The sequence below is a fragment of the Pseudomonas cuatrocienegasensis genome (assembly GCF_900110925.1).
GTDB classification, from domain to species: Bacteria; Pseudomonadota; Gammaproteobacteria; order Pseudomonadales; family Pseudomonadaceae; genus Aquipseudomonas; species Aquipseudomonas cuatrocienegasensis.
This window is the reverse complement of record NZ_FOFP01000034.1, coordinates 1-13440: the sequence shown is the minus strand read 5'-3', so window position 1 is coordinate 13440 and position 13440 is coordinate 1. Positions and strand designations below refer to the sequence as shown.

Genomic DNA, 13440 nt, shown 5'->3' with positions numbered 1-13440 from the left:
CTGCACAACGTGCCGATTGTGGAAGTGGTGCGTTGGGCGCGGCCTCCAGCGTGGTCATCAACAATCTGGTAGAACAGGTCACGGGCCAGGCCGGAGGCTCACTGACCCCAGCGGAAAAAGAAGCGCGGAAAAATATCGTAAGCGCTCTGATTGCGGGCGTGACGGCAGCATCGGGTGGCGAAGCCGCAGTCGCGAATACCGCCGCGCAAATCGAGTCCGAGAATAATGCGTTCTGGGTTCCCGTCATCATTGGCGCCGCCTGGCTAGTCGACAAAGGCATGACGGCCTATGATGCGTATCAAGATATCCAGGCACTTCGTTCGGGTGAGACAACACTCGAACAGCTGGCTATGGAAAAAGGAGAGGATTACATAGCCCAAGTCATTGTGGGCAACGTTGGTAAATATGGATTAAAAGCTGTCAAGATCGGAGGTAATTGGGTAGCTAACAAAATAAGTGGTGCAAAAGGGGAAGTGAAACTTGCTAGTGTTGAGGTCGATGTGACCAAAGCCAGTAAAGGTACACCCGAATACAAAATCCTGAATGAGCCACCGCCCAATAGCCAAGTCAAGCTGAGCAATGGCACTGAGTTTAAGACCAATTCAAGCGGTTATGTCGATGAGCTCACTTTCACTCCGTCACTGGAAAAAGGGACTCGTGATACGCGGCAAACAGCAGTTGGTAAGGAGGAAGGGCTGTCAACGGACGTTGGAGGGCACGTCCAAGGTTGCCAACTTGGTGGAACCTGCGATCGATTCAATCTCTTTCCGCAGGATGGCAATTTTAATAACTCTGCGTTTAAGCGTTGGGAGATGGGAATAAAACGTGCGCTGAAGAGCGGCGACCAAGTTGGCCCAGTTACGGTGCGCTTTTCGAGAACTGATCCTGCGTCAGCACGACCGGACTCATTGGTGATTGACTACTCAGTTAATGGAGAGAAAATGCGTAAGTCGTTCAGAAATGAGGCAGGGCAATGAGCATTGAGCAACAAGTAGAGGTCTTAAATGCCCTCACGCAGATCATGCACGACTCTGCTCATGGGCAGTATGAAGAGATGTGCTGTGAATTTGAGTATGAGGTTTATGACGGAGGATGGTCTGTAGGTTCTAAATATTCGTTCGTTCGAGATGGTTTAACTGTCAGCGAGCTTTTAGATGATCCTGAAGATAGGGCTTCTAGTTTCGTTCATAAATTGCACGGGCTTATGAAATCACACACGGGCGGCGACTGGAAAAAATTTGTGCTTGCTATTGGGCCCAGCGGTAAAGCGAATACGAAATTCATTTATTGATCAGAACAATAGGGGACAGACCCTGAGGAATCCCCAAAAAAATCCATTTGGATCAATAGGATGGGTTGAGATGGCCTGCATGAGTCGGGCAGTTTGGTAGTCGCCAAACACACCAACCTCCCGAGACTCATGCAGGCCGTACGATTTTTACACAAGGCATTTTCCCAAGCACTCCCCACGATCCACAGCAAGCGACTGAGCGCGTTGATGAGCAGCGTCAGTGCCTTACTGCACGGGCATCGCCTGACTCTGACCGATCTGGGCAGGGCCATGCCTAGCGAGGCTTACACCAAGCATTCGATCAAGCGCGTGGATCGCTTATTTGGTAACGCTCATCTGCAAAACGAGCGCCCGCTGTTCTACTAGAAAATGTTCACGGCACTGATTGGCTCTCTGCCTCATCCCTTGATCCTGGTGGATTGGTCGCCAATCAATGCCGCGTCTGACCTTTACTTGCTGCGAGCGTCAATCCCGTTGGCCGGTCGAGCGTTTCCTGTGTACGAGAGCGTGCATCATCGTGAAGGCTGCCCTCAGCGTCAGAGGCAACTGCTTGATGCACTTAAACTCATATTGCCCGCGGACTGCATAACGATCCTGGTGACCGATGACGGGTTTCGTCGCCCTTGGTTCCAGGCTGTCGAAACCAAAGGCTGGTATTACGTGGGTCGTGTACGCAATCGTGACCTCTATCGTGACGAGCAAGGTCAATGGCAGCCAATCAAGCAGCTTTACGAGCAGATAACATCGAACGCACGGTCACTTGGCCAAATCGAGATGACAAGTAGCTCACCGCACAGAGTTGCGTTGTACGGCATTCACCAACCGCCCAAGGGCAGAAAACATCGACGCGTGACGGGCAGCATCGCGCGCAGCAAGCTCAACCGACAGAACGCTCGCCGTGAACAAGAGCCCTGGCTGCTCGCCAGTAACTTGCCACAACCCAACTGGACGGCGCGTCAGATCGTGAGTATCTACCGCAAGCGAATGCAGATTGAGGAAGGGTTTAGGGATGTGAAAAGCCTGCGCTTTGCCTTTGACCTGCATCGAACACGTTGCCCACGACGTATAGAGGTCCTGCTACTGATCGCAGCGTTGGCCTGTTATGCACTGTACTTGGCCGGTCTTCAGGCTCAAACGACAGGCCACTCACGTCGCTTTCAGAGCAACAGCGTCAGGCACAAAACTGTGCTGTCGCTCTGGCGTATAGGCCTTGAATACCTCAGGCGCTCAGCCAGCATTTATCCTGTTCGGCACTCACCAAGATGGAGCTGTTGCTGCGTGATGAGGTTCACCGGCAAGCTCAGACGCTGGAGTAGATTTGTGGGGATCCCTCAGACTCAAACCCATCTTCGATGAAGAGGAGATCCGAGCAGGCTTTGAAATCGCCGGCGCCTTCACGCGAGAAGTCGGGACGTTCCTCGACAATAAGGCCAAGGAGTCCACCATCTAGATTGCCAAGATAAGAGGTCAGGTATGCAAATAGTATTAGAGAGTGGTTTTTGCTTTTCAGAAGCGCCTTGGTTGAGTTGGGGTGACATTAAGTACGGTTTGGATCGTGGCTTCTTAAGTTCGATAGGGGTGGTTGAATATGCTGTTAAAAGGCTTTCTGCCGAGTCTCCTGCGGAGCAGTATGAGCTGGCCTGCCTGGATGGCGATAATGCTAATGATGTTCAGGAGTGCGTTAGTCGCCTCGCCGTTAAGGATGCTCGAGATGTTGAGTGGGCAGAGAAGACATGGATATTTTTGATTCTTCTGTGGGTCTTTATAAATAGGGATAGATATCAAGATCCATTAGGAATTGTCGAAGAGCTATATGCGGATTTTGATTATCCGGAATCTATTGCTTCTATTGTGCGGTATGTGCCGGCAGTAGACCCTTCTTTAGAAGGTGAAGATCAGCTTTTTAAAAACTGGTCCGATATATTGGAGTCATTTAGGCAGAAGCTTCAGGCTAGTCGCTCTGGATGATTTCGTGTAAAAGCGACTGGGGCTGCTGGAGAAGTTGCTGGTGCGGATATTAGAACTTCGTTGCTTGATGATGCAATACTGAGAAATAGTGATCGCCTTGTTGTGCTTTAAGGGCCTGTGCCGAATGGCACTTGCTTGATGTTAAGTTTTTGAAAATAGTAGATCGCTTGAGGATCTTAATGTGGGAATTATTTCCTTGTAGGATAGGTGGAAGATAGACCCTGAGTTATTACCGCCTCTACCAAGATCAGGAGGACTTTAGGTATGAAAACTTTACTGTCGGATTGGTGTGCCTTCTGTGAAGACAAGGTAGTGTTCGATAAATCTCATTTTTTGGGGCTATTGAAAGCGCATAATAGTAATGAGGAGCTTCGGCAGATTTTTGGCTACTTTCCGTTCGCAGAGGATCTGGTTGATAGGGCCGCACGTGTTATTTCTTCGGGGCGGATGGAGGATTATATTTATCTTTTACCTGCATTTGATGGGAATGAAAGTGAGCTTATCCAGTTAGGTGGCGAGTGGCTAGAGGAGCAAGAAAAGATATCCGGCGCTCTTGGTGAAAGCGATATTTTTGATATCTGTTGTAGTACTCAAGTTTTATTTGTATCCGAGTATGATCTGGAATGCTCGCTTCAAGAAGACATTCCCCATTATTGGTTGTTTGAAGCGGTCGGGGATGCAATCAGGATAAGCAGGATATCCGATTCAAAGCAGATATATGCATTGTTTGAGGCTTTATATGGATTGGCTGCAGACTATTATCTTGCTTGGTATATTGGGCGACCTTTGTTTACATTTGAAATTAATCTTGAACCGTATTTTAGATTTTGGCGATCAGGAGGGAAGTGCGCTCTTACTGAGAGGTCCTTTTTGGTTTCTAACTAGACCGAACAATCGGGCAGATCACAGTGTCCCGTCTGCGCATTGCCGTCACGCCGGGCACCCAGCAGCAGAGCGTCAAGGACCTCACCACCAGCCAGCAGAACACCGACAGCAAGGGCAGCAGTGCCAGCGTTGGTATTGGCTTCTCGTTGGGCGGTAGCAGCAACGGTTTCACCCTGAATCTGGGCGTAACCGGCAGCCGTGGTCAGGCTGACGGTGATGAGCTCACCCATACCAACACACGGATAGAAGCAGGCAATGCGCTGCTCCTGCAATCGGGCCGTGACACCAACATCAAGGGCGCCGTCGCCACCGGTAAACAAGTCGTGGCGCAATCTCAACATCGAAAGCCTGCAAGACACCAACACCTAAAAGGCTTGGAGAGTGATGTAGGCGGACATGTTCAGGCCTGTAGCCAAGGAGGTACTTGTGATGGTTACAACCTATTCCCGCAGGACAGCAATTTCAACAATTCCGCTTACAAATTTTTTATGAGAATATAATCAAGAAAGCTCTTGATGATCCAACCAAAACGGTAGGAAAAACGACAATAGTCTTCGAGCGGAAAGCCCCGGGCTCTATATGGCCGGATGCACTAACAGTAAGCTGCACAATTAATGGTAAGGTTGAAGCTGCATATTTCAGAAACGAATCAAAAACTCCGGGAGTCAAGTTGTGATAGTCGATGATTTTAAAATTGCTCAAGCCTTGTTTGAGCTTGTTGAAGCAGCTATTCCTCGGGAATACGAAGCTTTCCAGTTTGGCATACATCTTCAAGATGGTTATATAAATCAAGCATTCCTCCTTGAGTCTGGCGGCGTAGAGTATGCTGACGTAAATTTAGGACTGAACGGTGCTATTATTTATGATTTAGTGGACGAGCTTAAAGCTTCAGCAGCCAAACGCGGAGAGCACTGGAAATCTTTCACAATGTCATATCGCCACGGAGAGCAGATTCGTATTAATTTTGAATACTAATTTATCAAGTCGTCTGTCCCGTCCAAGCCTAAGACGACAGTCTATCCGAAGCTATAGGTACTAGGCGTATATGAAAATAATTTTCCTCTGGGACGGCGAAGGTAACGCTCGCGAGCCTCACTGTCGGTCTGATGCGCTAGGCCACGATGGAATAGATTTCTTAGCATGCTTACTGACTGATCATGGCGGCCAAAAATATGAAAGCACCATAGCTTGGCTGGATGAAGGGCTATCTAGAGTCGGCTCGGTAAGATCTGGCGCTATTAATAGTTGCGATTGGAGTCGTGATAGTTGGGGGGTGACCTTACCAATGGAGTTGCAAAAATATATTCGTTATATGATGAGAAATGTTTTTTGTTATGGCTATTGGTGACTTTGAGAAAGCTCTATTAAAGTTTATTATAAATTTTTGAAGGGCGATCAATGGGGTCAGGTGGGGGTGGAATATGAATGCTATTGAGCTTGATAGCTTCAATGATGAGTTGATGGCTTTCGTTATTACGTGTTTGTTTTGTGGTGCTATCAGCAAGGATGAGCTAAATACGTGGTGCGCTCAAGCCTTGTCACTAAATAATGCCCCAGCTTTTTTATATGGTTTGATGGTTTTTCAAGATGAGATTTCTAAGGTGTATAAGGTAATTGGCTACGTGCCTCATTGGGAGCATGCGGAGGGCGACGAGTACGCATTGTATGGTATCGCTGTCCGTCGAGATTTTAAGCCTTATGACATGCCTGTAACCACGAACGAAGCGCTTACTCACCTTGACGCGTCACCACACATTGAAAATTTATTCAAAGAGGTCTTTGCCTTTATCAAGCTGTAAGTTCCTCTGGACTGAGTAGCAAAAAGTCTGCGTAGTATCGAACGCTAAGACTTATCAGAACCTTGAAGGCCGAAACCCGCGTTTCGGCCTTCAAGTTCAAGTGCGCATGCTGTCGAGCACGGGTACTGCGTTTAGATCTTGATAAAGTTCTGTGCAGCCAGCGAACCGAAGGGCAGTGAAGCCAGCGGACCACCGACATCCAGTGAGCCCAGATCTACCGGGTAGAAGCCGGCGTCTTCAATGATCTGGCGCACGTCTGCCTTTGCCGCAGCATCGTCGCCCGAGTAGAACAGCACGCGTTTTCCGCCCGCGACTTCTGGCTCCGGCAGGACGTTAACGTCGAGGTGGTTGAACGCTTTGACCACCCGTGCGCCTGGGACGAATTGGCTGAACAGCTCGCTGGAATGTTTGCCGCCCAGGTCGACGGCCTTGATGCCGTAGGCGGCGAGCGGGTTGCTCGGGTCATTGGCATCCGGCGAGTTCGGGTCGAGAAACTCGACGGGGTTGGTGCCGTCAACCACGATACGGCCATTCCACGCCGGCAGGCTGCGCATTACCGCTTCGGCATCGCTCCAGCGCACGGCGGCAAACACGATATCTGCGCGTGCGGCTTCTTCGACTGTGCCTGCTGTGATGGTGGGGCCGAGTTCCTCAACCAGCGCGGCGAGCGATGCGGGGCCGCGGCTGTTGGAAATTGTGGCGGAAATACCTTTTTTGGCGAGTGCTCGTGCGATGTTGGAGCCGAGTGCGCCGGAACCGATAATGCCAATACTCATGGTGTTCTCCTGATAACGAAGGGCTTGGAAAGTTAAGTGCTGCCAGCGCCCTGAAGGCTGAGCAGCGCTGTGTCTGCATGTTTTGCTTGCAGGCGTTGCCTGGGTTGGCATCGCCTGTGGTGTTGTCGTATGTGTTGCGCGAGTCCGTGAAGGTCAGGCGTTAAGTGCGCTGATCTGTTGCTCGGCGGCGGCGATTGCGGCAGCGCGCTGCTCGGGGCCCAGGGCAATACCCTCGGCAAGAATGACCTGCGGGTCGTGGATGCCGATAAAGCTGAGCACGCTGCGCAGGTAGGTTTCCCCATGCTCCATCGCAGCGATGGGCGAGTTCGGCCCGTAGTGACCACCGCGGGCAACCGCAAGAATGACTCGCTTACCGCCAGCAAGCCCTTCCAACTGCCCTTCGGCGGTGTAGCGGAAGGTTTGCCCGGCAACCAGGACGCGGTCGACCCAGGCCTTGAGCTGGCTGGGGACGCTGAAGTTGTAGAAGGCAACACCAATCACCACGGTGTCAGCCGCAAGAAACTCCTGCAGCACGGCGGCGCCGGTTGCGAGGTCGCTCTGCATCTCTGGTGTCTGTTCGCTCCCTGGGCTCTGCAGCGCGCCTAGATAGGCACCGGACAGGTGGGCGATGGGCGCGGCCGACAGGTCGCGGTAGGTCACCACGGCATCCGGTGTTTCCACCTGCAGCTTTATGACCATCTGTGCCGACAGGGCACGGCTGACCGAATGGGCCCCGAGGATGCTTGAGTCGATGTGCAGAATGTTCATGGTTAACTCCTGGAAAGTGGTTGCGTTCGTGTGTTCTGGTACGGTGTCTTGCAGCATCAGGGCCGGTAGCCGTTGCGCCGCAGTTCGTTACCGATGCGCCGTATTTCCGCCTCACCCTGAGCCAGCGCGGCCTCGCTGGTGTGCACCGAGTAGTAACCAGTCACCAGCTCATGCGGGTGTTTCACGGCCGAGCCCAGGACAAAGGTCGTCTCGCCCTGAGCGCCAAAATCGATGGCCTGGTTTGTCTCTTCAAACACGGCCAGCTCACCGGCGCTAACGGTGCCGTTGCTCCTGAGCAGGCCTTCACTGACGGCTACCCAGGCCACGTTGTGGCCGGCTGGCGGCGTGTAGCGCCATTGCTCGCAATCCTTCAAGGTCACGGCGAGGTAGGTCATGTCGGCGGGGGCCGGGATAGCGCTTTTGGCATTGCCGTAGCGACCGAGCAGCACCCGCACCGGGCCTTCCTGAGGAACCTGTTCTGGGGCGAGGTAGTGGCTTTCAGCGGGTGCGTTTTCCAGCGCGGCGGGCAGGGCGACCCACAACTGGAAGCCGCGCATGGCGCCTTCACCGATCGGTGTACCCGAGTGCCAGATGCCATTACCGGCGCGCATCCACTCCACGCCGCCGGCGGGCAGTACGCCCTTCTTGCCAGTGGTGTCTTCGTAGATCACCTCGCCTGCCACCATAAAAGTCAGCGTGGCGATGCCGGAGTGAGGGTGCATGCCGAAACTTGGGGGCTTGGCGTTTGCCTGGGTGCTGAAGATGTCGAGAAAGACAAAAGGCTTAATCAGTTGGCCCAAGTCGCCTGGGCTTACCAGACGTGTGACTGGCCCATGCGCGCGACCACGTGTGCGGTGGACGATGGCGCGGGCTTTCTCGTAAGTACGTTCTGTTGTGTAGCCGAGTTGGTGATCCTGAATGAGTCTGCGAAGAGCGGGCATATTCATGGAGTTGTCCTCGAATGAGTGGGCACTGACAGTCAGTCCGACTGGCGCATCAACGGGTTGAACGCTTGTGCTGCACGGGGCAGAGGGGAATAGATTTTCATGACCTGGCAGCGCCTCGTGACAGTGGAGGAGGGTGGTTCGTCCCTCGTTGTCGCAAGGATAGGGTGGCCCCATCTGCTTGATAAGATGGCTATATGGGAATGCACTCATCCATTTTTAGTTGTAATTCAGGCGAGTGCAGGCCGGCAGTCGACCTGCTGTGGCCTAACTGTGGGGGGGAGGTGTGCGGGAGGTGAGAACTCAGATCGCTTGCGACGGCGGCTCGGCGGGGAAGGCTTCGGCTTTGAGTTTCTCCAGCACCAGCCCGATAAAGGCTGAGACCGCCAACGGCAGATGGCGGCGGCTCGGGTAGAGCACATGCAAGCCGTGGCTTGTGCGGTGGTACTGCTGCAGGACGGGCAGCAGACGCCCCGCCTTGAGGTCGATGCGGGTGAGTGCGGGCGGGAGCAGCGCAATGCCCAGTCCGGCCAAGGTGGCTTTGCGCAGCGCCTGGGCGGTATTCGCGGTCAATCGACTGGCGATTTGCACCTCCTCCTCGCGACCTCCGGGGCCAATCAGGCGCCAGGTCGTGACGCCGCTGGGGTGGCCGAAGCTCACGCAGTCATGCGCGCGTAAGTCTTGGAGTGCGGTGGGGGTTCCGTGCGCCGCGAGATACTCGGGACTGGCCACCAGTCCCTCACGGCTGGCGTTGATCAGTTGGCGGCCGACGTAGCCCGAGTCGGGTAATGCACCGCCGCGAAAGGCGATATCGATCCGGTCGGCAATCAGGTCGGCGCGGCCATCACTGAGCACAAAATCAAGCTGTACCCGTGGATGGGTATGCAGAAACGTGGAGACCCATTCCATGGGGAAGAAGTCGAAAAAGTCGGCCATGGCGGCAATCCGTACGCGGCCACTGGGCTCCTGGCTACCGGTGATCAGCTCCTGTCCTGCGCCCAGCAGGCCATCGACGGCACCCACGCAGCGTTCGTGAAACGCCTGGCCGGCATGGGTCAGCGTAAGCTTGCGCGTCGTGCGCTGCAGCAAGCGCGTCCCCAGTTGGGTTTCGAGATTTTGAATGCGCCGGCTGAGGGTATTGGGCGGTATGCCGAGCTGGCGCGCGGCTTCGGCAAAGCTGCCGTTGCGCACTACATGCACGAACAGCGCAACGTCATTGAGGTCGAGCATCTGGGTGCGACTCCCCATAAAAGCGGTCATGTTAAGCCGTCGAGGCTGCTTGGGAGCCCATGGAGGGTGGCGGCTGCGAAAGCCACTGGGGCGCCGCGCCGGCGGTGTCTGCCAGGTATCGTCTCAGTCCAGGGCTAACTGAGTGCAGTGAACACGGCTTTGATTAAGCGTGCAACGACCTATGACAGGCCAGGCGCGCGTTGTCTCGAAACAAATCAATGCGCCATAAAGAGCTGATTGCCGGGTGCGGCAAACAGCTCTGGTGCTGCTCAGTTGCGCTCGTCAGACGCGGAAATGGCTGACCATCATCTGCAACTGGTTGCCCAGGCGTGCCAACTCGACGCTGGACGCAGCGGTTTCTTCACTGGCGGCAGCCGTCTGCTCGGAAATATCACGCACGTTCACCACGCTTCGGCTGATCTCCTCGGCGACCGCACCTTGCTGCTCGGCAGCTGCCGCGATCTGCTGGTTCATCGCCTGAATGTTGGAGACCTTGCGGGTGATCACGCCGAGCGCTTCGCCGGCCTTGCGGGTCAGGGTCACGGTGCTGTCGGTCATCTCGCGGCTGGCCTGCATGATGGTCGCCACTTGTTGAGTGCCTTGCTGCAGCCCTGCGACCAGCCCTTCGATCTCTTCGGTGGACTTTTGTGTGCGCTGGGCCAGCCCACGTACCTCGTCGGCTACGACCGCGAAGCCACGGCCTGCTTCGCCGGCTCGTGCGGCTTCAATGGCCGCATTGAGCGCCAGCAGATTGGTCTGTTCGGCCACTGTCTTGATGACATCCATCACGCCACCGATCTTTTTGCTCTCGTTCTGCAGGTGATTCATGGCATCGACTGAGCGGCTAACCTCCGCCGCCAGGCGGTCGATCTGGGCGATGGCATCGGCGACCAAGCGGTCGCCATTGCTGGCTTCACGGTCTGTGTCGGCGGCGGCTTGAGAGGCTTCGGCGGCATTGCGTGCCACTTCCTGCACGGTGGTCGACATTTCGTGCATGGCCGTGGCCACCTGATCGGTCTCGATCTTCTGATTGTTCACCCCGGCGCTGGTCTGCTCGGTCACGGCGGAGAGCTCTTCGGCGGCGCTGGCGATCTGGGTGACACCATCGCGAATGCCGCCTATCAATTCACGCAGGGTCTTGCCCATGCGCTGAATACCCAGTTGCAACATACCCATCTCGTCCCGACGGTTGACCTCTAAGGTCTGGCTGAGATCGCCGCTGGCGATGCGTTCTACCGCTTCCAGGGTTTCCTTGAGTGGCTGGGTGATTTGCCGTGTGATCAGCCAGGCCGACAGGATGCCCACCAGCAAGGCCGCCAGTGCCGCGCCCAGTAGCATGCGAGTGGCGAAGGTGCTGTCATCGTTACGCGCGGTCATCTGGTTCTGCGTCAGTTGGTCACCCAAATGGATAATTTCTTGTGACTGCTGGACCATGCTCTCGCGCACCTGCACACGCTCTGCGAATGCGGCCCTTAGCTCGCCCAGCAGGGAGCGGTAATCGCTGATCACCTTTTCCAGTTGCTGCACCTGGTTCTGATAGCTGGTGCCGAAAGTCGCTGCCAGCGTATCGAGCCCCTCATCGACGCGCTCTATCTGCTGGTCCAGGGCCTGCTCGTTACGCTCATTGGCATCGGTGACGTAGTTCAGTACGCGGTAGCGCAAGGTCTGCATCTCGTTCTTTACAGACGCAATGGCCTCAAAGCGTCCGAAGCGTTGCTCATCGAAAGCCGGGCTGCGCGAGATGTCACTCATGACGCCGTCGATCAACTCATCCGCCTGGTCTGCACGCGCTGACATCTCATCGCGGGCCTTAGTGGCGACGTCATAGGCTCTTTGGGTTTTCTCGAAGGACTGCTGGTACTGCTGCGCGATTTCGCTCTGCTGCCTGATCAGTTGAGCGTTTTCCGGATTCTTGAAGTTCGGCAGGAGTTCCTGCTGGCGCTGGATCAGCAAACGGAGGTTTTGCTGCGTTTTTTCGGCATCCGCTGGGGCGCCACCGCTCACCAGGTACTGCAAGCGTGCAATGCGCAGGTCGGTCAAGTTGACCGTCAGGCTGTTGATGTCGACCATGCGGTCGGTGCGATTCAGGATGCTACCCAGGCTGCTCCAGCCAACCGTGGCAAGTGCGGCTGTCAGGAGCAGCACAAGGCCGAACCCCAGCGCCAGCTTGAGGGTGACGCTTATATTGCCAAACCACGTATTCATAGAGTGCTCCAACTGTAGGTATCAACTGATCGTGTCGCTGGAGACTTATTCTTGTTTGGCCAGCTCGCGATCCGAGCTCGGTTTGATGCCATTGCTGCAAGGTTGTGGCAGTAGCGCAGCACAGATGACAGTAGAGGCGGTATCCCGCAGGTCGAGTAATAGCATTGTGGCACTGACGTGTCACTAATTTGGTACGGTTGTCTTACCTTTGTCATAAAAAGAGACACGTGCCAAGTTGTAGCCTGTTCAAGTGATTTGTTTATGCAGTGCAGTGCCTTGCAAGCCTCCTGCGACCTGTTCAAACCGTTTTTACTAATGTGCTGGGCATTTCCCCCGCAGTGTTGGTCACTGCTGTTGCGGTTATCTCCAGGGCGGCTTACTTCAAGCCACGTTATCGGCGAGTGCCAGCGAGCCGGAGTGATGGCTTAAATCGTTGCAGGCCGCCATCCATGCCACTGACCTGTGACGAAAATTCAAAGCTGGTGTGATTTTCTGGCTATATCGGATGAATCTCTACCAGTCGTAGTCTCCCCCCCATCGGTATGGAACGCCCTCCGTTGTTCCGGTGCCGCCAGTACTCCGATGCTCGCCACTCACGATCATTCGGAACAATAAAAATAAAATTATCCGGAGATTTCCCTATGGGACTCGCGCAAGAAAAAGCCGGCGTCATTGCGTCCTTAACACGTGTTTCCAGGGGTGCGGGTACTGCTTCCTGGGGGGCGATGATTTTGCTCTGGCTGGTCTATGCCATGGATGCAAACTCTCGCCAGATGTTCTTTATGGTGTTGCCCTCGATTACCAGCGAATTCAAGACCAGCCCTGAGTTGACGGGTTTGCTGGCCGCTATCATCACGGTCGCCACATCCCTGATCGCCGTGCCGTGCATGATCTGGGCGGACAAGGGCGGGCAGGGCTGGATGCGCAAGTATCGTCACCTGCCCATCGTCATTGCCTACACGCTGTTCACCTTCCTCACGGGCCTGAACATCCTCACCGCTTCGCTGGGCATGTTGGTGGCCTTGCAGATTATTTCCCACGCATTTGGCGGTGCCGGTGAGGCCATCGAGGTCACCTCGGTGTCCGAGTGGTGGTCCAAAGAGCGCCGTGGTTTTGCCCTGGGCCTGCACCACACCGGGTATCCGTGGGGCACGCTGATTGGCGGCCTGGCGATCAGTGCGTTGCTCAATGCTTACGGCCCGGAGAACTGGCGCCTGGCGTTTCTGCTGTTCCCGGTGCCGATGATCATCATCTTCTCGATCTACTGGTGGTTCTGCACCAAGAAGCGCTATGACGCCTTCGTCAACCATGTGCGTGAGACGGGCGAAACCCTGCCGGCGCTGAGCGCGGCGCAAGGTACGGTGGTGGCCCCCGAGGGCGCGTTCCGCTCCGCCATCCGCAACCCGAACATCAGCAACATTGCCCTGGTGTCGATGTTGGCCATCGTCGGCTATTTCGGCATCAGCTTCTGGTTGCCGCAGTACCTGGCGTTTGTCGCCCGCTACAACTTTGCCGAGGCCGCGGCCTATTCGGTGCTGTTCACCATCACCGGTGGTATTGGCCAGATCGCCTGG

At 55.0% G+C, this 13440-nt stretch carries 13 protein-coding genes and 1 pseudogene; 9 read left to right on the top strand and 5 right to left on the bottom strand.

Annotated features, from left to right (window positions below; all coding sequences use genetic code 11):
- The 8 genes and pseudogenes from BMW49_RS24025 to BMW49_RS23995 form a co-directional block, all read left to right on the top strand.
- Positions 1-977, top strand: a 977-nt coding sequence (locus BMW49_RS24025; RefSeq protein ID WP_208600990.1) for a DNA/RNA non-specific endonuclease, incomplete at its 5' end; no start/stop codon positions are given.
- Complete coding sequence (locus BMW49_RS24020; RefSeq protein WP_069522495.1) at positions 974-1291, top strand: hypothetical protein; 318 nt, start codon at positions 974-976, stop codon at positions 1289-1291. The genes BMW49_RS24025 and BMW49_RS24020, both read left to right, overlap by 4 nt.
- A 129-nt stretch (positions 1292-1420) precedes the next feature.
- Positions 1421-2607, top strand: a pseudogene (locus BMW49_RS24015) (IS4 family transposase).
- A gap of 157 nt (positions 2608-2764) precedes the next feature.
- Positions 2765-3259: a DUF2247 family protein gene (locus BMW49_RS24010; protein WP_069522496.1), complete on the top strand. Its 495-nt coding sequence runs from the start codon at positions 2765-2767 to the stop codon at positions 3257-3259.
- Positions 3260-3523: 264 nt separating this feature from the next.
- Positions 3524-4144: a hypothetical protein gene (locus BMW49_RS24005; protein ID WP_069522497.1), complete on the top strand. Its 621-nt coding sequence runs from the start codon at positions 3524-3526 to the stop codon at positions 4142-4144.
- A gap of 23 nt (positions 4145-4167) precedes the next feature.
- Entirely contained in the window at positions 4168-4644 is a 477-nt protein-coding gene (locus BMW49_RS24000) for a hemagglutinin repeat-containing protein (protein ID WP_167362839.1), read from the top strand.
- 172 nt (positions 4645-4816) lie between these two features.
- Positions 4817-5119 (top strand): hypothetical protein, encoded by a 303-nt coding sequence (locus BMW49_RS24730; protein ID WP_069522499.1) that lies wholly within the window; start codon positions 4817-4819, stop codon positions 5117-5119.
- A 446-nt stretch (positions 5120-5565) separates the two neighbouring features.
- Positions 5566-5943 carry a hypothetical protein gene (locus BMW49_RS23995; protein WP_069522500.1) on the top strand — a complete coding sequence of 126 codons (378 nt, stop codon included), beginning with the start codon at positions 5566-5568 and terminating at the stop codon, positions 5941-5943.
- Positions 5944-6074: 131 nt separating this feature from the next.
- Here BMW49_RS23995 and BMW49_RS23990 read toward each other — a convergent pair whose 3' ends face one another.
- The 5 genes from BMW49_RS23990 to BMW49_RS23970 form a co-directional block, all read right to left on the bottom strand.
- On the bottom strand, positions 6075-6719 hold the full coding sequence (locus tag BMW49_RS23990) for an NADPH-dependent F420 reductase (RefSeq protein WP_069522501.1): 645 nt from the start codon (positions 6717-6719) through the stop codon (positions 6075-6077).
- Between the two features lie 153 nt (positions 6720-6872).
- Complete coding sequence (locus BMW49_RS23985; RefSeq protein WP_069522502.1) at positions 6873-7487, bottom strand: FMN-dependent NADH-azoreductase; 615 nt, start codon at positions 7485-7487, stop codon at positions 6873-6875.
- 56 nt (positions 7488-7543) lie between these two features.
- Positions 7544-8434 (bottom strand): pirin family protein, encoded by an 891-nt coding sequence (locus BMW49_RS23980; protein ID WP_244168414.1) that lies wholly within the window; start codon positions 8432-8434, stop codon positions 7544-7546.
- A gap of 300 nt (positions 8435-8734) precedes the next feature.
- Complete coding sequence (locus BMW49_RS23975) at positions 8735-9661, bottom strand: LysR family transcriptional regulator (RefSeq protein WP_069522505.1); 927 nt, start codon at positions 9659-9661, stop codon at positions 8735-8737.
- Positions 9662-9943: 282 nt separating this feature from the next.
- The gene (locus BMW49_RS23970) at positions 9944-11866 is read right to left on the bottom strand and encodes a methyl-accepting chemotaxis protein (protein ID WP_069522503.1); all 1923 of its coding nucleotides are present in this window, start codon (positions 11864-11866) and stop codon (positions 9944-9946) included.
- 641 nt (positions 11867-12507) lie between these two features.
- On the opposite strand from BMW49_RS23970, the gene BMW49_RS23965 reads away from it, so the two are divergent.
- Positions 12508-13440 (top strand): MFS transporter (locus tag BMW49_RS23965; protein ID WP_139205719.1); only part of this gene is annotated, 933 nt, incomplete at its 3' end.

Coding starts and splice junctions, on each gene's coding strand:
- BMW49_RS24020 (WP_069522495.1), top strand. CDS start 974: ATGAGCATTGAGCAACAAGTAGAGGTCTTAAATGCCCTCACGCAGATC.
- BMW49_RS24010 (WP_069522496.1), top strand. CDS start 2,765: ATGCAAATAGTATTAGAGAGTGGTTTTTGCTTTTCAGAAGCGCCTTGG.
- BMW49_RS24005 (WP_069522497.1), top strand. CDS start 3,524: ATGAAAACTTTACTGTCGGATTGGTGTGCCTTCTGTGAAGACAAGGTA.
- BMW49_RS23995 (WP_069522500.1), top strand. CDS start 5,566: ATGAATGCTATTGAGCTTGATAGCTTCAATGATGAGTTGATGGCTTTC.
- BMW49_RS23990 (WP_069522501.1), bottom strand. CDS start 6,719: ATGAGTATTGGCATTATCGGTTCCGGCGCACTCGGCTCCAACATCGCA.
- BMW49_RS23985 (WP_069522502.1), bottom strand. CDS start 7,487: ATGAACATTCTGCACATCGACTCAAGCATCCTCGGGGCCCATTCGGTC.
- BMW49_RS23980 (WP_244168414.1), bottom strand. CDS start 8,434: ATGAATATGCCCGCTCTTCGCAGACTCATTCAGGATCACCAACTCGGC.
- BMW49_RS23975 (WP_069522505.1), bottom strand. CDS start 9,661: ATGCTCGACCTCAATGACGTTGCGCTGTTCGTGCATGTAGTGCGCAAC.
- BMW49_RS23970 (WP_069522503.1), bottom strand. CDS start 11,866: ATGAATACGTGGTTTGGCAATATAAGCGTCACCCTCAAGCTGGCGCTG.